At 72.8% G+C, this 19,796-nt stretch carries 19 protein-coding genes and 1 riboswitch; of the genes, 5 read left to right on the forward strand and 14 right to left on the reverse strand.

The features are described from left to right. Positions 1-5 precede the first annotated feature (5 nt). The 9 genes from BUE29_RS17285 to BUE29_RS17325 all read right to left on the reverse strand — a co-directional run bounded on the left by BUE29_RS17285 (position 6) and on the right by BUE29_RS17325 (position 10,532). Positions 6-641 (reverse strand): response regulator, encoded by a 636-nt coding sequence (locus BUE29_RS17285; RefSeq protein ID WP_073391689.1) that lies wholly within the window; start codon positions 639-641, stop codon positions 6-8. Then, positions 638-1,777 (reverse strand): MacS family sensor histidine kinase, encoded by a 1,140-nt coding sequence (gene macS, locus BUE29_RS17290; RefSeq protein ID WP_143168227.1) that lies wholly within the window; start codon positions 1,775-1,777, stop codon positions 638-640. Before macS ends, BUE29_RS17285 begins: the two co-directional genes overlap by 4 nt. Before the next feature lie 32 nt (positions 1,778-1,809). Further along, positions 1,810-2,256 (reverse strand): acyl-CoA thioesterase, encoded by a 447-nt coding sequence (locus BUE29_RS17295; RefSeq protein ID WP_073391690.1) that lies wholly within the window; start codon positions 2,254-2,256, stop codon positions 1,810-1,812. Next, positions 2,253-3,509, reverse strand: coding sequence for an MFS transporter (locus BUE29_RS17300; RefSeq protein WP_073391691.1), 1,257 nt, complete (start codon positions 3,507-3,509; stop codon positions 2,253-2,255). The genes BUE29_RS17295 and BUE29_RS17300 overlap by 4 nt, the downstream gene beginning before the upstream one ends. 44 nt (positions 3,510-3,553) lie before the next feature. Then, positions 3,554-4,210, reverse strand: coding sequence for a DUF4232 domain-containing protein (locus tag BUE29_RS22585; protein WP_159440892.1), 657 nt, complete (start codon positions 4,208-4,210; stop codon positions 3,554-3,556). Further along, positions 4,207-7,068, reverse strand: a complete 2,862-nt coding sequence (locus BUE29_RS17310) for a fibronectin type III domain-containing protein (protein ID WP_073391693.1) — start codon at positions 7,066-7,068, stop codon at positions 4,207-4,209. The genes BUE29_RS22585 and BUE29_RS17310 overlap by 4 nt, the downstream gene beginning before the upstream one ends. A gap of 174 nt (positions 7,069-7,242) precedes the next feature. Beyond that, complete coding sequence (locus BUE29_RS17315) at positions 7,243-8,871, reverse strand: long-chain fatty acid--CoA ligase (protein ID WP_073391694.1); 1,629 nt, start codon at positions 8,869-8,871, stop codon at positions 7,243-7,245. Positions 8,872-8,946: 75 nt separating this feature from the next. Next, complete coding sequence (locus tag BUE29_RS17320) at positions 8,947-10,194, reverse strand: PGAP1-like alpha/beta domain-containing protein (protein ID WP_073391695.1); 1,248 nt, start codon at positions 10,192-10,194, stop codon at positions 8,947-8,949. Next, positions 10,191-10,532 (reverse strand): hypothetical protein, encoded by a 342-nt coding sequence (locus BUE29_RS17325; protein WP_073391696.1) that lies wholly within the window; start codon positions 10,530-10,532, stop codon positions 10,191-10,193. The genes BUE29_RS17320 and BUE29_RS17325 overlap by 4 nt, the downstream gene beginning before the upstream one ends. Before the next feature lie 203 nt (positions 10,533-10,735). On the opposite strand from BUE29_RS17325, the gene BUE29_RS17330 reads away from it, so the two are divergent. From BUE29_RS17330 to BUE29_RS17345, 4 genes are all read left to right on the forward strand, one after another. Further along, positions 10,736-11,038, forward strand: coding sequence for a nucleoid-associated protein NapA (locus tag BUE29_RS17330; protein WP_073391697.1), 303 nt, complete (start codon positions 10,736-10,738; stop codon positions 11,036-11,038). Between the two features lie 25 nt (positions 11,039-11,063). Beyond that, entirely contained in the window at positions 11,064-11,636 is a 573-nt protein-coding gene (locus BUE29_RS17335; RefSeq protein ID WP_073391698.1) for a LytR C-terminal domain-containing protein, read from the forward strand. Positions 11,637-11,680: 44 nt separating this feature from the next. Continuing rightward, positions 11,681-11,814, forward strand: a riboswitch (SAM riboswitch). A gap of 17 nt (positions 11,815-11,831) precedes the next feature. Further along, positions 11,832-13,100, forward strand: a complete 1,269-nt coding sequence (gene thrC, locus BUE29_RS17340) for a threonine synthase (protein ID WP_073391699.1) — start codon at positions 11,832-11,834, stop codon at positions 13,098-13,100. Positions 13,101-13,736: 636 nt separating this feature from the next. After that, entirely contained in the window at positions 13,737-13,937 is a 201-nt protein-coding gene (locus tag BUE29_RS17345; protein WP_073391939.1) for a cold-shock protein, read from the forward strand. Positions 13,938-13,985: 48 nt separating this feature from the next. Here BUE29_RS17345 and BUE29_RS17350 read toward each other — a convergent pair whose 3' ends face one another. The 5 genes from BUE29_RS17350 to BUE29_RS17370 are packed head-to-tail and all read right to left on the reverse strand — an operon-like array spanning position 13,986 to position 18,364. Continuing rightward, positions 13,986-14,639: a nucleoside/nucleotide kinase family protein gene (locus BUE29_RS17350; RefSeq protein ID WP_200800288.1), complete on the reverse strand. Its 654-nt coding sequence runs from the start codon at positions 14,637-14,639 to the stop codon at positions 13,986-13,988. Beyond that, complete coding sequence (locus BUE29_RS17355; RefSeq protein WP_073391700.1) at positions 14,636-15,520, reverse strand: sugar phosphate isomerase/epimerase family protein; 885 nt, start codon at positions 15,518-15,520, stop codon at positions 14,636-14,638. The genes BUE29_RS17350 and BUE29_RS17355 overlap by 4 nt, the downstream gene beginning before the upstream one ends. Beyond that, complete coding sequence (locus BUE29_RS17360) at positions 15,517-16,278, reverse strand: ATP-binding cassette domain-containing protein (protein ID WP_073391701.1); 762 nt, start codon at positions 16,276-16,278, stop codon at positions 15,517-15,519. The genes BUE29_RS17355 and BUE29_RS17360 overlap by 4 nt, the downstream gene beginning before the upstream one ends. Next, positions 16,275-17,288 carry an ABC transporter permease gene (locus BUE29_RS17365; RefSeq protein ID WP_073391941.1) on the reverse strand — a complete coding sequence of 338 codons (1,014 nt, stop codon included), beginning with the start codon at positions 17,286-17,288 and terminating at the stop codon, positions 16,275-16,277. The genes BUE29_RS17360 and BUE29_RS17365 overlap by 4 nt, the downstream gene beginning before the upstream one ends. A gap of 26 nt (positions 17,289-17,314) precedes the next feature. Continuing rightward, positions 17,315-18,364, reverse strand: a complete 1,050-nt coding sequence (locus BUE29_RS17370; protein WP_073391702.1) for a substrate-binding domain-containing protein — start codon at positions 18,362-18,364, stop codon at positions 17,315-17,317. 147 nt (positions 18,365-18,511) lie between these two features. Here BUE29_RS17370 and BUE29_RS17375 point away from each other — a divergent pair, with 147 nt between their 5' ends. Further along, entirely contained in the window at positions 18,512-19,774 is a 1,263-nt protein-coding gene (locus tag BUE29_RS17375) for an ROK family transcriptional regulator (RefSeq protein ID WP_073391703.1), read from the forward strand. Positions 19,775-19,796 lie beyond the last annotated feature (22 nt).

A 19,796-nucleotide genomic window follows, 5' to 3' on the forward strand; every position in this document is an offset into this window, starting at 1 on the left:
GCTCGCTAGTCGGCGATGCCGTGCTCGACCGCCCACCGGGTCAGCTCGACCCGGTTGTGCAGCTGCAGCTTCTGCAGCGTGTTCTGCACGTGATTCTGCACCGTGCGGTACGAGACGCCGAGCCGCTCGCCGATGGCCTTGGCCGACAGACCGGTGGACACCAGCCGCAGCACGTCGGTCTCGCGCTCGGTCAGCACCGCCGCCGGGGACGGCTCGTCGCGTTCGATGCGTCGGTACTCGCCGAGCACGAGCGCGGCGAGCCCGGGCGAGAACGTCGCGCGCCCCTCGGCCGTCCGCTCGACCGCGGTCAGCAGCTCGGCACGACTCGCCGACTTCACGAGGTAGCCGCGGGCGCCGCCCTTCACGGCGGCGAGGACGTCGGCGTCCTCGCCGGACTGGGAGAACATCAGCACGCGCACGGACGGGTCCGCGGCGACGATCGCCGCGGCCGCCTCGACCCCCGACATCCGGGGGAGCTGCAGGTCCATCAGGACGACCTCCGGCCGCACCGCCGGCGCGACCCGCACCGCCGACTCCCCGTCGCCGAAGGCGCCGACGACCTCGTACCCGGCCTGGACGAGGTCACGCTCGAGCGCGTCGCGCCAGATCGGGTGGTCGTCCACGAGCATCACGCGGGTCATCGCAGTGGCACCGCCATCTCTATCTCCGTCCCGTCCCCGGGCGACGAGCTGATCGTGCATCGGCCGCCCAGCTCCTCGATGCGTCCTCGGATGGAGCGCGAGACGCCCATCCTGCCGTCGGCCGCCGCCTGTGCCAGCCGGGTCGGCGCGAACCCCACGCCGTCGTCGCGCACCGTGACCCGGACCTCGTCGGCGACGGTCTCGAGGAGCAGCCATACCCGGGCCGACTCGCCGGCGTGTGCGGCGACGTTGTGCAGCGCGGCGCGGACGGCGGCGACGATCTCGCGTCCCTGCGGACCGTCGACCGGCACGGGGTCGGCGGGGACGGACACCGTCACCGTGGTCGAGCGCAGTGCCCGCAGGTCGGCGGCGAGGTCGCGCACGGCGGCGTCCTGCGCGGGCGGCGGTCGCGACGAGATCAGGCCGCGCAGGGCGGCCTCCTGCTCGGCGGCCGCGTCGGCGAGGGCACCCCACCTGCCACCCTCGTCCCGGCCGGCCCGGTGGACGAGCCCGAGCACCTGCAGCACCCCGTCGTGGATGGAGCGGGCGAGCCGCTCCCGCTCGGCGAGTGCCGCGCGCTCGGCCGCGACCGTGCGCAGATCGTCCTCGGCCCGGACGGCGTAGGTCACGAGCGTGCCGACGACGACGCCGACGACGGCCAGCAGGACGCCGCTGTACAGCGTCTCGCCGCTGTACCCCGCGCGCACGACGTACGCCGCGCAGTACTGGCAGCCCCCGGCGAGCAGCCCGGCGAGCGGGCCGCCGAGGAACGCCGCCTCGATCGTCGGGCCGGCCGCCCAGATCGTGGTGAGGGTGACCATGCCGCCGTGCTGCTGGGCGTCCGTCTGCACCGGGATCGTGGCGAGGGTCAGGGCGGCGGTGAGCACGACGTCGACGCCGACGACGGACCAGCGGTGGGCCTGCCCGGCCCAGGCGAGCGTGGCCACCGTCCCCGTGGTGACCGCCATCGCGACGCCCACCCCGAGACCGACGCCCGGGCGGTCGTAGAGGCGCTGCCACTGCACGATCAGGTACAGGCACACCGCGAGCCCGGCGACGCGGTACACCGACACCGCCCGCCACAGCGACAGGCGCACGCCGGTCACGGGCAGGGCCACTCGCGGTGCCGCGCGCATGGCGCGAACGGTAGCCGATCCGGCGGTTCCCCTCAGCGGGGTGCGAGGCCGTCCAGCGCGCCCCTGACCTCGGCCGGAACCGGGACCGGCCGGCGCGTGTCGCGATCGACGTACACGTGGACGAAGCGGCCGACGGCAGCCGGCGGGTCGGCGGCGCCGAAGAGGGCCAGGCGGTAGACGACGCTCGACGTCCCGGTGCGCTCCAGAGCGATGCCCGCCGTCACCTCCTCCGGAAAGCGCAGTTCCGCGAAATACCGACAGGACGTCTCGACGACCAGACCGATGGCGGGCAGCGTCCGGATGTCGACACCGGCCGCCTCGATCAGCCAGCCGTTCACGGCGGTGTCGAACAAGAGGTAGTGGACGACGTTGTTGACGTGGCCGTAGACGTCGTCGTCCGACCACCGGGTCGGCAGCGTGCGCAGGACGGGGAAGTCGTGCCGCCGCAGCCGCTTCGCATCGCCGGTGTCGTCACTCATCGCGGCGATGCTGCCAGTTCGTCGTCGACGAAGCGCGGGGTGGTCGACCGCCGGCTGGCCACGGTCATCACCCCGAGCGCGGTGAACAGCACCGCGATCGGCAGCGCCCACGAGCCGGTGACGCCGTAGAGCGCGCCGAACAGCAGCGGGCCCGTGCCGGCGATCAGGTAGCCGATGGCCTGCACGAACGCCGACAGCGTCGCGATCGTGTCGGCGGTCCGCGCGCGCATGCCCAGCAGCGTCAGCAGCAGCGGGAAGGAACCGCCGCCCACGCCGGCGAGCACCACCCAGATCCAGGCGGTGGGACGCGGCGCGGCGGCCATCAGGACGTAGGCGGTGGCGAGACAGACCACGAAGAGTCCGACGACGGCGCGGTGGTGACGGGCGGGGATGCGCGGCACGACCAGGGAGACCGGGATCGACAGGGCCGTGAGCACCGCGAGCATCGCACCGGCCGTCCCCGACTCGATGCCATGGTCGGTCAGGAAGCGCGCGAACCAGCCGAACGTGATGTAGGCCTGCATCGACTGCGTGCCGAAGAACACCGTGAGGGCCCACGCGGTGCGGCTGCGCAACAGCGCCGACATCGGGACGGCTCGCGCCGGTGGCGCCGCGCTCCCGGCGGCGTCCGGGCCGGTCGGCGCGACGGGACCGGCGAGGGTGGTGGCGCGGGCGCGGCGATCGGCGGCGACGGTGGGCAGCCACGGCACGACCGCCACGGCGCTGACGACCGCCCACGCCGCGAGCCCCTGGCGCCAGCCGTCGCCCGCCTCGCCGATCGGCACGGTGAGCCCCGCCGCGGCCGTCACGCCGACGGCGAGCGCGGTCGTGTACAGCGCGGTCATCGTCCCGATGCGGTCGGGGAAGTGCAGCTTGACGAGGCTGGGCATCAGCACGTTGCTCACGGCGCTGCCGGCGAGCGCGGCGGTGCTGACGACGACGAACAGCGCCACGCCGCCGGCGAACGGGCGCGTCGCCAACCCGACGGTGGTGACCGCGAGCGCGACGACCAGCAACCGGTGGGGGCCGAGGGCGCGGGCGAGCCGTGGGGTCGCGGCGCCGAAGGCGGCGAAGCAGAGCACCGGCATCGTCGTGATCAGCCCGGCCGCGCCGCCCGAGGCGTGCAGGTCGTCCTGCAGGTCGTCGAGCACGGCCCCGACGCTCGTGACGGCCGTGCGCATCGACAACCCGGTGACGAGCAGCGCGAGGACGAGGGCCGCCCTGGCGGCGCGCGAGGTCGTCGGAGCGGTCACGTGCGCCCATCCTGCTCCGGGACGGCACCGGCCCCGACCCCGGGTCAGGCGGGCGGACCCACCGGGGCGAGGCGCAGGACGCACGCCCGCAGCTCGATCGGCTCGGTCGTCGTCCGGCGGGAGCCGTCGGGACGCGGGACCGTCACCCGGACCGCGTCCGAGAGCGGTGCGTTGCAGCTCGAGAAGTCGCGGAGCAGGCTCTCGCCGACGTCACCCGGCGCGATGGTGTACGCCCGGGCGCGGCTGCCGTTCGGCTGGGACTGCTGACCCACGGCCTTGCCGCCGCGCAGCAGTTGCGCGGTGGGGACGCCGGTGATGCGGCACGGTCGCGAGCCGTCGTTGACGTACTGCACCGCCGCGATCTCCGCTCCGCGCACCGCACCTCCGGGCAGGACGCGCACGGAGAGCTTGTCGCAGGTCGTCGTCAGCGTCGCCGCCGCGCTCGTCGGCGCAGTGCTCGGCGCGGTGGTCGGGGTGGTCGACGCCGCGGTCGAGGACGGCGGCGGGCTCGTGGTGCTGGCCGGCGTCGTCGTCGGGGTGGCGGCTGACGACGCCGGGGTGGTGGGCGCCGCCGGTGGCGTGGACGCCGTCACCGGCGGTGTCGCCGTGTCGGTCGAGCCCGCCGAGCCGCCGCTCTGGCATCCCGCGAGCAGACCCGTCGCGGCGAGCACCAGCACGGTGACCCGGCGGCGCACGGTCAACTGTCGATCCGCAGGTCGGTCGCGTACGGCAGGCTGCCCACGCGCAGCTTCGGGTGCGACTGCAGGTCGCTCCACATCCGCTGCCATGCGCTCCGCCCGCCGATGCTGCCGCAGCTGCGCGCCTGCGCGCAGGCGGTGTACTCGGTGAGCGGGCCGCCGAAGTTGATGCGCTTGTTGCCCTGGCCGACGCCGGTCAGCGAGATGTACTTCCACTGGTCGGCCATCGTGTAGTTGTAGACCTGCGGCAGGTTGATGATGCGGCTGGGCGCGGCGCCGCCGGCGAGGTTGTACAGCCCGGCCATCGTGTAGCCGTTGTTGCAGGAACGGTTCGACACCGTCCACGCGCAGCCGTCGGCCGAGCCGTTGAAGACGAACTTGGCCTTCGTCGCGGCGAGGTAGCCGGAGAGCCAGCTCCGGGTGGCGCTGTACGAGCCGCGGAAGCCGGGTTCGACGTCGTTCGCCCCGGCGACGGTGATGCCGGAGTACTTGCGGGCGTAGCTCAGCAATGGGTTGACGATCTGCGTCGCCCACGCCCGGCCGGTGGTGGAGTTGACGTCCATGTCGTTGTTCACGCCGATGGCGATCATCGCCGGTGCCGTCGCGCGCTGCGCGCTCGCGTAGCCGTCGACGTAGGACTTCGAGCACGACAGCAGGGCCGCGTAGGTGACGAAGCGGGTCGTGGCGCTGAGCACCACGCCGCCGTAACGCTGGTTCTGCCCGCCGATGTCGAGCAGCATCAGGTACCGGTGCCCGCTCGGGTTGTTCCGGGCGTCGGCCGCACCGAACGCGCGCATCACCGACTTCTCCGACGTCGAGCAGGTGCGGATGTTGCGCAGGTAGCGGCTCGTGGACACCGGCGCGGGCTTGGTCTGCGGGGCGGGACCGGTCGCGGTGCGGGTGGCGGCCGAGACGCCGCCGGCGGAGCGGCCCGCCACGTTCACGGCGGTGACGGTGACCCGGTAGACGGCGTTCGCCTTCAGCCCGGACAGCGTCGTGGAGCGGGCCGTGCTGGCGAGCGTCACGGCGGCCCCGGCGGGCGAGGTGGTGACGACGTACTTCGTCGGCGGTGCGCCGCCGTCGGAGGCCGGCGCGGCCCAGGAGACCTTCAGCGAGCCGTAGCCCGCCGACGCCTTGACGCTGCGCGGGGCGCTGGCGACGACCGGGTGCACCGCGATGATGAGCCGGCAGCCGAGGCTGACGTCCTTGCCGCCACCGACGTTCTTGGCCGTGACGCAGACGGTGTGCTTGCCGTCGGTCGTCGCGAGCACCGGCGCGAAGCCGCGGTTCGCCCCGGCGGAGGGCCACACCTTGGCGACGTCGGTGCGGGCCACGGCGGCCCGGTGGCTGCCGGCCGCCTTCCCGTCGACGGTCATCGTCACCGTCGCGGCCGCGGCCGAGTCGGGGTCGAAGGCCCAGCCGGTGACGCGGACGTCGTCCCCGGAGCGGGTCAGCGAGTTGAAGCCGCCGATGGGGCTCAGGGCCAGCGTCTGCGTGCTGCAGGCGGCCTGGGAGTTGTGCGTCCCCGCGCCGCGGTTGAGCGCGATCGCGCACACGGCGTGCCGGCCGGAGCGGGCGGTGACGGCGGCGGCGAAGTTGTGCCCGGTGTGCGTCGCCCCCTTGCCGTTCGCGGTGACGGTCGCGACGGTCCGCCCGTCGAGGGTGATGCGGACCGGGAGGGCCGCACTGGTGTCGGGGTCGGTCGCCCAGCCCGTCACCGACAGGCCGGTGCGCGTCGGCGTGGCCTTGGTCAGCGCCGCGGTCGGGGTGTAGCTCAGGGTCGCCCGGCGGCAGGCGAAGGAGGTGTCGGCGCCGTAGCCGATGTTCTTGACGGAGACGCAGACCGTGTGGCTGCCCTCGCTGAGTGGGATGGCCTGGTCGAAGCCGTGCTTGGCCGCGATGCCGTACTTCTTCGCGACGTCGGCCCGCGCGACGGACGCGGTGTAGGTGCGGGCCGCGCCGCCGTCGATGCGCACCGACACGGTGAGCGGCTTGACGGTGTCGTCCCGGTCGAAGGCCCAGCCGCGGACCCGCAGCGCGTTGCCCGACTGCGCGACGGAGTTCAGCCCGCTGATCGGGTCGTCGTCGAGCGTCACGCTCTTGCACCCGATCTTGTTGTCCCGGCCGTAGCCGATGTCGCGGCCGATGACGCAGACGGTGTGCTTCCCCTGCTTCGCCGCGAGGGAGGCGGCGAAGCCGTGCTGCGCGCCGGCGCCCTTGCGCACGGTCGCGATGTCGGGGCGGGACTTGTCGGCGACGACGTCGTGGGCGACGCCGTCGATGGTGATGCGGGCGGTGACGGGCGCCGTCACCGAGTCCGCGTCGACGAGCCAGCCCTTGGTGAAGATGTGACCCGGCCGGGTGCTGACGCGGTTGATCGCGCCGAACGGGCCGTAGTCGAACACGGTCTTGCGCAGGCAGCCGAGGGTGACGTTGCGACCCTTGCCGACGTTGACGGCGACGATGCAGACGTCGTGGCGTCCCTCGGTCACCGGGACCGTGAACGCGAAGCCGTGCGCCGCCCCGGCATTGGGGTGGGCCTTCGCGACGTCGCTGCGCGACCGCGAGGCCGAGACCGTGCTCGTCTTCTTGCCGTCGACCGTGGCGTAGACGGTGACGGGCGCGGTGCGGGCGTCGGGGTCGAAGACCCAGCCCGTGGCGCGAGCGCCGCCGGGCACCTGGGCGAGCCGGTCGAGGTCACCGATCGGGTACCGGTTGACGAAGTTCGCGGCGCGGGCGCGCGGGGCCTCGGTGGTCGTCGAGGACGGCGTGACGGCGGCCAGGGTGCCGGCGACGGCCAGGGCGAGGGTCGGCACGAGGGTGCCGAGCCGCCGCAGGGAGGTGTGGCGAGCTGACTTCATGCAACGTCTTCCGTCAGGCCTGCGGTCGGGGGAAGCGCAGGTCTCCTCAGGCGGCGTGCCGAGGCAGCTCGCCCGTCCCCGTGGGGGAGGCGGGGACGGAAAAGATCAAACCATCAACGTTACTGCTGTGACAAGTGGGGTTCCTGTTACGACACGCCGGAGATCGAGACTTTCTCAGGCCGTCGGCAGCGGGTGCTCGGCGTACGTGTCCCGAAGCGTCCGCTTCGAGAACTTTCCGACGCTCGTCTTGGGCACCTCGTCGATGAACACCACATCGTCAGGCACCTGCCACTTCGTGAGCGTCCCGGCCAGGAATTCCAAGACCTCCTCGCGGGTCAGCGTCTCCCCGGGAGCGACGACGACGCACGCCAGCGGACGCTCCGCCCACTTCGGGTGGGGAACGGCGATCACCGCGGCCTCGGCGACCTTGGGGTGCGCCATGATCGCGTTCTCGATCGTCACCGAGCTGATCCATTCGCCGCCGGACTTGACGAGATCCTTGGTGCGGTCGACCAGTCGGACGTAACCCAGTGGGGAGATCGCGGCGACGTCGCCGGTGCGCAACCACCCGTCGGCCGAGAACTGCTGACCGGGCTCGTCGGTGCGGTAGTACTGGCGCGCGATCCACGGGCCGCGCGCCTCGAGCTCCCCGGTGGCCTCGTCGTCCCACGGCTGCACCGCACGAGTCGTGTCGTCGACGATGCGCAACTCCACCCCGGGCGGCGCCACGCCGACCGTGGCGCGCAGGTCGGCCTTGTCGTCCTCGGTGGCCTCGGCGAACTCGCCCCGGATGATCGCGACCGACGCGATCGGCGAGGTCTCGGTCATGCCCCACGCCTGCAGGATGGGGATGCCGACCTGCTCGCGGAACGCCTCGGACAGCGAGCGCGGCACCGCCGAACCCCCGCACAGGACGAGTCGCAACGCGGCGAGGTCCCGGTCGGCCAGCAGCGGCAGCAGGCCCATCCATATCGTCGGCACGCCCGCGGTCACCGTCACGTGCTCGCGTTCCAGGAGGTCCGCGATCGCCTCGGGGGAGAGGTCGGGCCCGGGCATCACCATGGCGGCGCCGGCCATCAGGCAGCCGTAGGGCAACCCCCAGGCGTTCGCGTGGAACATCGGGACGACGGGGAGCACCCGGTCGCTGTCGACCAGGCCGAAGGCGGCGGCGAGCCCGCACGCGTTCGAGTGCAGCCACGCCGAGCGGTGCGAGTAGAGCACGCCCTTCGGGTTGCCGGTGGTCCCGGTCGTGTAGCACAGCGCCGCGGCCTGCTGCTCGTCGCGGACCCGGTCGGTGAACTCGACCTGCTCGGCCCCGGCGATCACGTCGTCCCAGTGCACGATGCGCGGGTCGTCGGGGATCGGGGTGTCGGCACCGTCGTCCATCACCACCACGTGCCGCACGGTGTCGAGCTCGGGCAAGTAGGTCGAGAACAGCGGCAGCAGCGACCGGTCGACGAAGACGGCCTCGTCCTCGGCGTGCTGGATCGTGTACACCAGCTGCTCGGCGAAGTAGCGGATGTTGATGGTGTGCATGACCCGGCCCGATCCCGGGATCGCGAGGTAGAGCGCGAGGTGTCGCGCCGTGTTCCATGCGAACGTCCCGACCCGGCCGTCGGGCGAGACGCCGACCGAGTCGAGGAAGCCGGCGACGCGACGGGCGTCGTCGCACACCTCGCCGACCGTGCTGCGGTGCAGACCGGTCGCCGTGCGGGTGACGATCTCCTTGTCGGCGTAGTAGCGCTCGGCGCGGGTGAAGATCCAGTTCGTCGTCAGCGGCAGGTCCTGCATCAGTCCCAACATGGATGGATCGTGGCCGACGCCACGAGGCCGGGCAAGCGATCCATGGCGAACTCCTCCGTGCGCGCTCGCGGGCCGTCATCGCCGCTCCACCCGGTAGCGGTACTGCGCGCCGTGGGTCGCGGTGAAGAACCCGGACGCGCTGGCCAGGAAATCGCGTACCGAGCGGCTCTCGCTGTGCTGTGCGTCGGTCGCCACCGCGACGTAGGAGGTCGTGATGCCGTGGTTGCCGCCGACCGACCCGGCGCCGTGCGACGAGGACACCGTCGTGACGTTGCGTCGATCGGGGTTGGCGGCGCTGTCGAGCCGCGGGACGGCGTCGGCCGAGTTCTCCAGCGCCAGCACCCGGACCGACGCCGGCAGCCGGCCGACGGTCAACCCAATCGGCGATCCGGCCGTGACGACGTGCGTGACCCGGAACTCCCCGGTGCGCGCGGCGTCGCGGGCGGTCGTCACGGCGACGAGGCCGCCCTGGCTGTGGCCGACCAGCATCACGTCGTCGTCGCGGCGGACACCCGCCCTGCGCAGCGCGGCGAGCACACCCTGCGAGTACGCGGTGGTGTCGCCGAGCAGGGCGTGCTCGTTGGTGCCGAGATCGGCGACGTTGCGCCCGCCCCGTCGCCAGGTGCGCGTGCCGGTGATGTCGACGACGACGTGGCGCCGCCCGTCGGGGCCGTTGAGCACGCGCACGTCGATGCCGCCCGGCGTGCCGTCGCGGTCGACGTCGCCCAGGCCGGTGACGAGGTCGCGCAGCGAGCGCGGTGGCGTGACCGGCGCGCGCCCGGCGGGCTCGGCCGTCCCCAGACCGTCGTCGTCGGTCGCGTCGAGGGACGTCAGCTGCGGGACACCGACGAGGGTGACCAGGAGGTCGAGGGACCGCGGGTCGAGACCGGCGACCGTGTCGCCGTGGTGCACGCTGCCCAGGGCGTGGGTGGCGCCGCCGACGAGGGAGCGGATGGTGTCGAGGACACCGGCGTCCAGCGCGTCGCTGCCCCACGGGTAGCCCTGCGCCGCGTTGCCCAGGCGCGTGCCGAGATCCTCGGCGAGGTGCGCGGCTCGCCCCAGCCGGGCGATCGCCCGCTCGAGCGTGCCGTGGGCGGTCGCGAGGCCGGCCAGGTCGGTGCGGCCGGCCGCGCCGGGGTCGCCGCCGAACGGCCCGAGTCGTTCGGCCTCGAGCAGCAGCGCGAACGCGTCCGAGCCGAGCGTGTGCGCGGCGCGCCGGTGGAGCGCGGCCAGGTGCTCGATGCCCTCGCGGTTGGCGGCGATGCCGCCCGCACCGCCGACGACCGACACCGGCGTCGCGGGGACACCCGCCGGCGCGCTCATCGCAGCCACTGCCCGAGGTGGGCGTCGCGCCGCTCGAGCTCCCGACGAACCGCCGCGCCGTGCTGCCGTAGCGCGGCCGCGGCGTCGTCGAGCTCGCTCGCCGCCCGGCGGACCCGACCGAGCAGCTCGTGCTCGCGCTGCTCGAACGCGCGCGCGCCGTCGCCGTCCCAGCCGCTGTGCGCCGTGGCGGTCGCCAGCAGGCTCGCGCGTTGCCGAGCGTGCTCGGCCGCACCCTCGATCCGGGCAGCGGCCGCCGCCACCGCCGCGAGGTGGCAACCATCGGTCAGGCCGCCCGGTGCCGGCGGTGCAGCGATCGTGCTCGCGTTCGCAGGACCCATGTCCGACACCGTCGCGCAACCCGCGACCGGCGGCGAGACCGGAGCGGAGGCTGTGGACGACGCGGCAGGTTGTCCACAGCGTGCCGCGCCGGGTTGACGGACGTGTGCCGTGGTTGAATGGTGCCGGGAATTACACGGGTGGGATTCGGTGCGGTCGCGCCGCCCGCGCGACCGCAGCAGTGAGGCCGGAGGAGTCAGCCAGCATGCAGTCCGTGCACGCCGCATCGGGGGCCGACGACGGCGACGAGGTCGACGACGGCCTGACCCGTCGCGACCGCGAGATCCTGGCCTTCGAACGGCAGTGGTGGAAGTACGCCGGCGCCAAGGAACAGGCCATCCGCGAGCTGTTCGACATGTCCGCCACCCGTTACTACCAGGTGCTCAACGCCCTGATCGACACCCCGGCCGCGCTGGCCGCCGACCCGATGCTGGTCAAGCGTCTGCGACGATTGCGGGCAAGCCGGCAGCGGCAGCGGTCGGCACGTCGATTGGGTATCGAGGTCTAGGAAACTGAACGCGAAGCACGGCCGCTTGGCCCGGCAGCAGGCACGACGCCGTTCCCGGGAACGTCTGACGGGCATCGTCCTCGCCGTTCTCGGTGCCGTCGTGCTGGTCGTCGCCGTGGTCGCGCTGACGCAGCAGAAGGGCAGCAAGCAGGACGCCGCCGGGAGTTCGCCCGCCGCGAGCACGGGTGCGACGTCGTCCGCCACGCGCCCCTCGACGAGCGCGTCTCGCTCCACCGGGACGTCGACGTCGGCGAGCAGGTCGGCACGTCCCTCCGACACGTCGGGGTCGTCGACCTCGACCGGCGGCGCCGAGAAGCTGCCCCTGGTCATCCTCAACAACACCACGACCAACGGCCTGGCCACCCAGGCCGCCGAGCGCTTCCGCAACGGCGGGTGGCGCGTCGACGACATCGGCAACCTCACCGACGACATCCTCTCGACCTGCGTCTACTACGACCCCGACGTCGACGGCGCGAAGGCCGCCGCGGCGGCGCTGCGCGCGCAGTTCCCGGGCATCCAGCGCTCGACGGAGAAGTTCGACGGGCTGCCCAGTGGCCCGCTCGTGGTCGTGCTCACCTCGGACTACACGTCGGGCTGAGCGCCCCCGCGGCTGTGCCATGATGGGGGCACAACCGAACAGCACGCTCATCCAGAGGGGCAGAGGGACCGGCCCGACGAAGCCCCGGCAACCACGCGCGCACACCACCTCCTCACGAGGCCGACGCCGCAGGTGCCAAGTCCGGCTCGCACGTCTCGTCGTGCGGGAAAGATGAGGAGAAAGGCCTCGTTTCCCATGACTGCTCTGATCGACCGGCCCACGCTGCCCTCGCCCGCGTCCGTCCTGGTCTGCCGCAACTGTCTCGCCGAGTACCCGCTCGGCCCGCAGCACGCCTGTCTCGAGTGCTGGGGTCCGCTGGAGATCGGCTACGACCCGGCCGCGCTCGCCCGGGTCACCACCGCCGACGTCGAAGCCGGCCCGCACTCGCTCTGGCGCTACGCGGGCCTGCTGCCCGTCGGCCAGGACCCGGCGACCCGTGTCGACTCCGGCACCGGCATGACGCCGCTCATCCGCGCCGACCGGCTGGCCGAGGAGCTGGGCTTCACCGCCCCGGTGTGGGTCAAGGACGACTCGGCCAACCCGACCCACTCGTTCAAGGACCGGGTCGTCTCGGTGGCCATCACCGCGGCCCGCGAGCTCGGCTTCACCCGCATCGCCTGCGCCTCGACCGGCAACCTCGCGAACTCCGTCGCCGCGCACGCGGCGCGCATCGGCATGCCGTCGATCGTGTTCGTCCCCGCCGACCTCGAACCGGCCAAGATCACGCAGACCGCGATCTACGGCGGCACGCTGGTGGGCATCGAGGGCTCCTACGACGACGTCAACCGGCTCTGTTCCGAGCTCGGCGAGACCGACGAGTTCGAGGACACCGGCTTCGTCAACGTCAACGTCCGGCCGTACTACGCCGAGGGCTCCAAGACCCTGGGCTACGAGGTCGCCGAGCAGCTCGGCTGGCGCCTGCCCGAGCAGTACGTCGCGCCGATGGCCTCGGGCTCGATGCTCACCAAGATCCACAAGGCCTTCAAGGAGCTCACCGGTGCCGGGCTCGTCGCCGAGACCCCGTGGACGGTCTTCGGTGCGCAGTCGGCCGGGTGCTCGCCGATCGCCACGGCGTTCTCCGCCGGCGTGGACGACGTCGTCCCGGTGCGCCCGACCGGCATCGCGAAGTCGCTGAACATCGGCAACCCCGCCGACGGCCCCTACGCGCTCGACGCCGTCCGCACGACCGGTGGCGCGATGGCCTCGGTCGACGACGACGAGATCCGCGAGGGCATCCGGTTGCTGGCGCGCACCACCGGCGTCTTCGCCGAGACCGCGGGCGGCGTCACCGTCGCCGTGCTCAAGAAGCTCGTCGAGCAGGGCGCCATCGACACCACCAAGGAGACGGTCGTCTACAACACCGGCGACGGCCTGAAGACCGTCGACGCGGTCAGCGACGGTGCCCGCCCGACGGCGGTCATCAAGCCCACGCTCAAGGGCATGCGCGAGGCCGGCCTGCTCTGAGCCGTCCCGGGGATCGGGTTCTCGTCCGGGGTGGCCGGGTCGGCCGGTCCGAACCGACCACCTGCGACGAGGACCCGTTCGGTCCCGTCGTCCTTGCTCCGGCCGTCGTCCTCACCCGCCACACCGAACTCGTCCCAGGAGGAGTCGAGCCGGGCGACGGCAGTTCCGTGCTCGTCGACGGTCACCGGCTGCCGCACGGGTTGCGGCAGACCGAGCCAGGACAGGACCGGGTTCTCGTGCCCCGTGATCGGTCGCGGGGCCTCGAACCGGCCGATCGACGCGAAAACGTGATCCGAGGGGAACGACACCCGGTGAGTCGACCCGAGCCGGGCCGACCGAAAGCGCTTCCTACCGGTGGCTGCGGACAGTTCCGACCGGTGCGGACGGCCGTGGGCGCCGCCGGGGCCCGTCCGCTTCGCGCCGCGCGCACGCAAGAACGGGCATTCCGCTTCTTGAAACGGCTCTGGCCGGTCCAGTAGCGTCCGCGGCGGTCGAAGTGACGAATGTGATCGCGACGCGGAGTATCACGACCCCTCGGGCCGTGCACTGCGGTGAAGCGGGACCGAGGAACGTAGACCCCGAGCCCCGCGAGGTGCGGACTCGGTCGACCCACCGGGATCGCAGCAGGGAGTGCACGTGGCACAGGGCACCGTGAAGTGGTTCAACGCCGAGAAGGGCTACGGCTTCATCGCCGTGGACGACGGCCAGGACGTCTTCGTCCACTACTCGGCCATCCAGGCCGACGGCTACAAGAGCCTCGACGAGAACCAGCGCGTCGAGTTCGAGGTCGTCCAGGGGCCGAAGGGTCCGCAGGCCGACGCGGTCCGCATCGTCTGACCGACCGGCGCTACTCACTCGGCCCGGGCCCAGGTGGCCCGGGCCGAGTCACGTCCCGAGGTCGCAGTCGACGACGAGGTCGGCGGCGGCCTCGGTCGGCGTCACGAGCGCCGCGTTGGGGTCGTCGGTGTGCGCGACCCACGTGCGGGCGGCCTCGGGTTCCTTGCCGAAGCGCACGTGCCGTTCGACGAGCTTGGCCCGGCGGACGGCCGGATCGGCGCGGCAGAACCACACCTCGTCGAACAGCTCGCGCACCTGCGGCCACCCGTCCTCGGGCAGCAGCAGGTAGTTGCCCTCGCTGATCACGATGCGCGCGTCGGCCACGACGGGCAGGCCCTGGGCGATGGGCTGCTCGAGATCGCGTTCGAAGTCCGGCGCCCACACCGTCTCGCCGTCGCGCACGCGGCGCAGCAGCGCGGCGTAGCCGGCGGTGTCGAAGGTGTCCGGCGCGCCCTTGCGGTCGCGCCGCGCCAACCGCTCCAGCTCGCGGTCGGCGAGGTGGAAGCCGTCCATCGGCACGTGCGCGACGCGGGTGCCGCGCCAGTCGTCGGCGCCGGCGAGCTCGCGCACCAGCGCCCGCGCGAGCGTCGTCTTGCCCGCCCCGGGCGGACCGGCGATGCCGACGAGCAGCCGCGGGGCCGACGACGCCGCGCGCAACGACTCCACCCGCGCGACCAGTTCGGCCAGGCCGCGGATCCTCACTGCGACCGGGCCGACCAGGCCGCTTCGAGCTGCGCGGCCAGGAACGCCCGGGCGTGCCGGGCGAGGTCGGCGCCGTCGTCCCACAGGTTGCGCCAGATGGCGAGGTCGTTGGACAACCCCGGCGACACGACGGCCGACGAGAAGCTCTCGAAGGTGATCGGGCCCCGATAGTCGACCTGCGCGAGCGCCGCGAAGAACCCGGCGAAGTCGATGTGACCGGAGCCGAGGTAGCCGCGGTGGTTCTCGCCGATGTGCACGTAGCCCAGCCTGTCACCGACGGCGAGCACCGGTGCGACGAGATCGTCCTCCTCGATGTTCATGTGGTACGTGTCGAGGTGGATGGTGACGTTGTCCGCGCCGACGTCGTCGGCGAGTCGCAGCGCGTCGTGGGCGGTGTTGACGACGTTGGTCTCGTAGCGGTTGCAGATCTCCAGGCCCAGCGTCATGTCCAGGTCGGCGGCCGACTTCGCGAGCTCGCGCAGCACGGCGACGACGTTCGCGCGACCGGCGTCGCCCAACGGTCGCCCGTACTTGCCGAGCGCGCTGTACAGAGCACCGGTCAGGTGCGTGCCACCGAGCTCGTGGGTGATGCGCAGCGACTCCTGCAGCAGCGTCGCCCCACGCTCGACGACGGCCGGGTCCTCGCTCGAGACGTCGGCGTCGAAGGCCAGCCCGCGCGAGCAGGCGACGCCGAGCCCGGCCGCGACCAGCGCGTCGCGTGCCGCCCCGACGTCCAGGTTGACCGCGTCGTGCAGCGAGAGCTCCAACAGGTCGAAGCCCGCGGCCGCGGTCGAGTGCACGGCTCGGGCCACCGAGCCCGGCGACGTGTCGCCGACCCAGACGAGCGCGTGGACCCCGAGCTGGTTGGGGAAGTCGCTCATGCCGCCACCGCCCCGGTGATCATGCCGACGATCTCGTCGCCGGTCGTGTCGGCCGTCCGCCGGCCGCCGACGCAGCGGCCCGCCCGCATGACCCAGACCTGATCGGACAATCTCAACACCTGTTCGAAGTTGTGGCTGATGAGCAGCACCGCGCGACCCTCGTCGCGCAGCCGCCGGATGAGGTCCTCGACCTTGGCCGTCTCCTGGACGCCGAGCGCGGCGGTGGGCTCGTCCATCACGACAAGGCGCGAACGGAACCCCGCTGCGCGGCAGATCGCGACGGCTTGTCGCTGGCCGCCCGAGAGGCGGCGCACGCGCGAGGTCACGTCGGGCACGTTGACCGCGAGCGTCGACACCATCTCGCGGGCGTCGCGCTTCATCCTGGTCCGGTCGAGCAGCGCGAACGGCGCCCGGCCGCGCACCAGCTCGCGGTTGAGGAACAGGTTCTGCCACACGGTGAGGTCCTCGACGAGGGCGAGGTTCTGGTGGACGGTCTCGATACCGGCGTCGCGGGCGTCCTCGGGCGAGCGGAAGTCGACCGGGCCGCCGTCGAACACGACGCGGCCGGAGTCGGGGCGATGGATGCCGCAGATGCAGCGCACGAGCGTCGACTTGCCCGCGCCGTTGTCGCCGACGAGCGCGGTGATCTCGCCCTCGCGCAGCTCGACGGACACGTCGCGCAGGGCCCGCACCGATCCGAAGGAGAGCGAGACGTCCTCGGCGCGCAGCAGCACGCCGGCCTTGGTCGGTGCGGTCATCGGCGGGTCCTCGACAGGAAGGCGGCGGCCACCACGACGATGCCGACCGCGAGCGGTTGGTAGAACTCCGGGACGTGCATGGCGGTCAGTCCGCTCGTCAGCACCGTGAGCAGCAGGGCGCCGGCGACCGGTCCGAAGACCGAACCGCGACCGCCGAACAGGCTCACCCCGCCGAGCACGACCCCGGCGACGGAGTTGAGCAGGAAGGTCGTGTTGGACGCGGGCTCGGCGGCGCCGACGCGCGCGACCAGCAGGATCGCGGCGACGCCGGCGAGCAGACCGGAGATCGTGTACACGGCGATCTTGATCCGGTCGATGCGGATGCCGGTGGCCTCGGCGGCCTCCGGCGAACCGCCGGTGGCGAGCACGTGCGTGCCGAAGCGGGTGTGGAACAGCACGAGGTGCGCGATCACCGCGACCACGACCGCGATGACGACCGGGTAGCTCAGCACGCCTGCGAACGACGTCGTGGACAGCTTCAGCAGGAAGGTGTCGATGACGGTCACCGGGTTGCCGTTCGCGACGATCAGCGCGAGGCCCGAGGCCGCCGACAGCGCGCCGAGGGTGACGATGAAGTCGGCGATGCGGCCCTTCGCGATCACGGTGCCGTTCACCGCGCCGACCACGGTGCCGGCGACGACCGCGAGCACCAGCGCCCAGACGAGGCCGGGTGCGCCGGTGACGGCCTTGCCCAGGATGATCGCCGCGAACGTCATGGTCGAGGCGACCGACAGGTCGATGCCGGCCGTCATGATCACGAACGTCTGGCCCACCGCCAGCACCATCGGGATCGCGGCGGCGGCGAGGATCGCCTGCAGGTTGCCCACGGCGAGGAAGCCGCTGCTGGCGATACCGAAGAACACCAGCAGGACGACCAGGCCGATCGGCGCGGCCCAGTCGACCCAGAAGTTCGGGTCGGCCAGCCTGCGCACGACCGGGCCACGGTCGCGCGACGGCTCCGGTGCGGCGTCGTCCGTCCGTTCGTCCTTCGACAACGATGCCGATGTCATGTCCTGGACCTCCTCGAGGGCGCCCGTCACTTGGAGAGCAGGGCCGTGAACGGGTCGTCGTAGCTGCCGAACGGCCGCGGCGTCTTGGCCAGCGCCTGCGTGGCGGTGGCCGCGGTGACGAGCTCGACCGGCGCGTCGACGGACTTCGGCAGGGTCTTGCCGGCCTGTGCCGCGCGGCACGCCTCGACGCCCATCTGGCCGATGACGTAGGGGTACTGGGCGACGACCGCGGTCAGCTGGCCGGACTTCACCGCGCTGAGCGCGTCCTTGATGCCGTCGACGCTGATGATCTTGACCTTGCCGGTGCGGTGCAGGTTGGCCACGGCGCGGGCGACGCCCAGCGCCATGTCGTCGTTGGCGACGAAGAAGCCGGCCACCGAGGCGTTGTTCTGCAGGATGGTCGTCGTCTGCGTCAGGGCCGTCTGCCGGTCCCAGTTCGCGGCCACGGTCTGCCGGAAGGTCACCGACGAACCGGCGATGCCTTGCTGGAAGCCCGTGATGCGCGCGCCGCTGGTGACGTCGCCCGACGTGCCGCCGATGGCCCAGACCGCGCCGCCGGACGGCAGCTGCTTGGCCATCTCCTTGCCGCCGAGTGCGCCCGCGGCGGTGTTGTCGGTGCCGACGTAGGTGGCGATCGTCGCGTTCGCCTTCTTCGCCGCGGCCGCGTCGACGGGGGAGTCGATGTTCACGATCGTCTTCTTCTTGGCGGCGATCCGCGCGATGCCCTGCACCAGGTTGGTGCCGGTGATCGGGTTGACGACGAAGCAGCCGAAGTCCTGGTTGGCGAGCGACGTGAGCTTGTCGGCCTGACCGGTCGTGTCGGTGATCGACTGCGCGGCCTGGACCGTCGTCGTCACCGAGCCGGTCTTCGCCGCGGCGTCGACACCCTGGCGCATGGTCTGGAAGAACGGGTTGTCGAGGCCCTTGATGACGACGGCGACCTTGTCGCCGCCGGCGCTGCCCCCGCCGCCGTCGGACGAGCAGGCGCCCAGGACGAGTGCGCCGGTGACGGCGGCGAGCGTGGTGGCCCGCCGGGCGATGCGGCGCCGGCCGCGGCCGTGGGGTGAGGGGTTCATCGAGGTCTCCTAGTACGTCGGTGTCACCAGGTCGGGCTTTCGCCGTCGACTGTGCAGACTTTAGACTTTGACTTGGCAAAAGTGCCAGACCTGATTTCCGAATCCGACCGGGAGGGAGCCACGGTGCGCGCGGACTATCCTCGCCCGATGGCGCGACCGCGGACGGCGACGGGACTGCCCGCCGCTGCGGGTCCGCGGGGCGTCGCGGCGGCCGTCGGGGAGGACCGCGCCGCCTGGGGGACGGGTCTGAGCGACGTGCTCGCCCTCTTCCGGAGCTCGGACTCGTTGACCCGGGCCGACGTCATGGCCGTCACCGGGCTCTCGCGCACCACGGTGGGCCAGCGCCTCGACGCGCTGCTGGCGGCCGACCTCGTCACCGCGACCGCCGGCGGCTCGACCGGGGGGCGTCCGGCGGAGCGGTTCCGCTTCCACCCCGAGCGCGGTGTGCTGCTCGCCTGCGACGTCGGCGCCACCGCGTTCCGGGCGGCGCTGTGCGACCTGTCCGGTGCCGTGCTCGACGAGAGCGCCCACGTCATGGACGTCTCGCGCGGGCCGCGGCCGGTGCTCAAGGCGGTGGACACCCGCTTCGCCACGCTGCTGCGCCGGGCCGGGCGGGCGCCGGCGGACGTGCTCGGCATCGGCCTCGACGTGCCCGGCCCCGTCGACTTCGCGACCGGCCGGGTGGTCAGCCCGCCGATCATGACCGACTGGGACGGCTTCGACATCCCCGGGTGGTTCGCCGAGCGTTACGCCGCACCGGTGCTCGTGGATAAGGACGTCAACGCGATGGCCGTCGGCGAGCGGCAGGAGTGCTACCCCGACGTCGACGACCTGATGCTGGTCAAGATCGGCACCGGCGTCGGGTCGGGCCTCATCGCCGGCGGCCGCGTCCACCGCGGCGCCGACGGCGCCGCCGGCGACATCGGCCACATCCAGCTCGGCGAAGGCGCGGCGGACGCCGCCGCCGGTGACCCACCCGAGTGCCGCTGCGGCAACCGCGGCTGCGTCGAGGCGTATGCCGGTGGCTGGGCGCTCGTGCGTGACCTGCAGGCGGCGGGACGTGATGTCTCGACCGTCGACGACGCGGTGAACGCGATCCGTTCCGGCGACATCGCCGCCCAGCGGTTGCTGCGCACGTCCGGGCGCATCCTGGGCCGCGCGATCGCCGACGCGGTCAACCTGGTGAATCCGCGCGTGGTCGCGGTCGGCGGCCAGCTCGCCCACGTCGACGAGCAGCTGCTCGCCGGCATCCGCGAGGTCGTGTACCGGCGCTCGCTGCCGCTCGCCACCCGGGACCTGCTCATCGTGCGCAGTCGCCTCGACCCCCGCGCCGGCGTCGTCGGACTCGCCCACCTGCTCGCCGACGAGCTGTTCACCCCGGCCCGGCTGGCGGCGCTCGTCGGACGGTGAGACCGGCCCGGGAGCGGGGCCG

Source organism: Jatrophihabitans endophyticus (genome assembly GCF_900129455.1).
Taxonomy (GTDB): domain Bacteria; phylum Actinomycetota; class Actinomycetes; order Mycobacteriales; family Jatrophihabitantaceae; genus Jatrophihabitans; species Jatrophihabitans endophyticus.

What these genes read in the sequence shown, in the direction of transcription:
- BUE29_RS17285 (WP_073391689.1), bottom strand. Translation starts at nt 641, where the DNA reads ATGACCCGCGTGATGCTCGTGGACGACCACCCGATCTGGCGCGACGCG.
- macS (WP_143168227.1), bottom strand. Translation starts at nt 1,777, where the DNA reads ATGCGCGCGGCACCGCGAGTGGCCCTGCCCGTGACCGGCGTGCGCCTG.
- BUE29_RS17295 (WP_073391690.1), bottom strand. Translation starts at nt 2,256, where the DNA reads ATGAGTGACGACACCGGCGATGCGAAGCGGCTGCGGCGGCACGACTTC.
- BUE29_RS17310 (WP_073391693.1), bottom strand. Translation starts at nt 7,068, where the DNA reads ATGAAGTCAGCTCGCCACACCTCCCTGCGGCGGCTCGGCACCCTCGTG.
- BUE29_RS17315 (WP_073391694.1), bottom strand. Translation starts at nt 8,871, where the DNA reads ATGTTGGGACTGATGCAGGACCTGCCGCTGACGACGAACTGGATCTTC.
- BUE29_RS17320 (WP_073391695.1), bottom strand. Translation starts at nt 10,194, where the DNA reads ATGAGCGCGCCGGCGGGTGTCCCCGCGACGCCGGTGTCGGTCGTCGGC.
- BUE29_RS17325 (WP_073391696.1), bottom strand. Translation starts at nt 10,532, where the DNA reads ATGGGTCCTGCGAACGCGAGCACGATCGCTGCACCGCCGGCACCGGGC.
- BUE29_RS17330 (WP_073391697.1), top strand. Translation starts at nt 10,736, where the DNA reads ATGCAGTCCGTGCACGCCGCATCGGGGGCCGACGACGGCGACGAGGTC.
- thrC (WP_073391699.1), top strand. Translation starts at nt 11,832, where the DNA reads ATGACTGCTCTGATCGACCGGCCCACGCTGCCCTCGCCCGCGTCCGTC.
- BUE29_RS17355 (WP_073391700.1), bottom strand. Translation starts at nt 15,520, where the DNA reads ATGAGCGACTTCCCCAACCAGCTCGGGGTCCACGCGCTCGTCTGGGTC.
- BUE29_RS17360 (WP_073391701.1), bottom strand. Translation starts at nt 16,278, where the DNA reads ATGACCGCACCGACCAAGGCCGGCGTGCTGCTGCGCGCCGAGGACGTC.
- BUE29_RS17365 (WP_073391941.1), bottom strand. Translation starts at nt 17,288, where the DNA reads ATGACATCGGCATCGTTGTCGAAGGACGAACGGACGGACGACGCCGCA.
- BUE29_RS17370 (WP_073391702.1), bottom strand. Translation starts at nt 18,364, where the DNA reads ATGAACCCCTCACCCCACGGCCGCGGCCGGCGCCGCATCGCCCGGCGG.
- BUE29_RS17375 (WP_073391703.1), top strand. Translation starts at nt 18,512, where the DNA reads ATGGCGCGACCGCGGACGGCGACGGGACTGCCCGCCGCTGCGGGTCCG.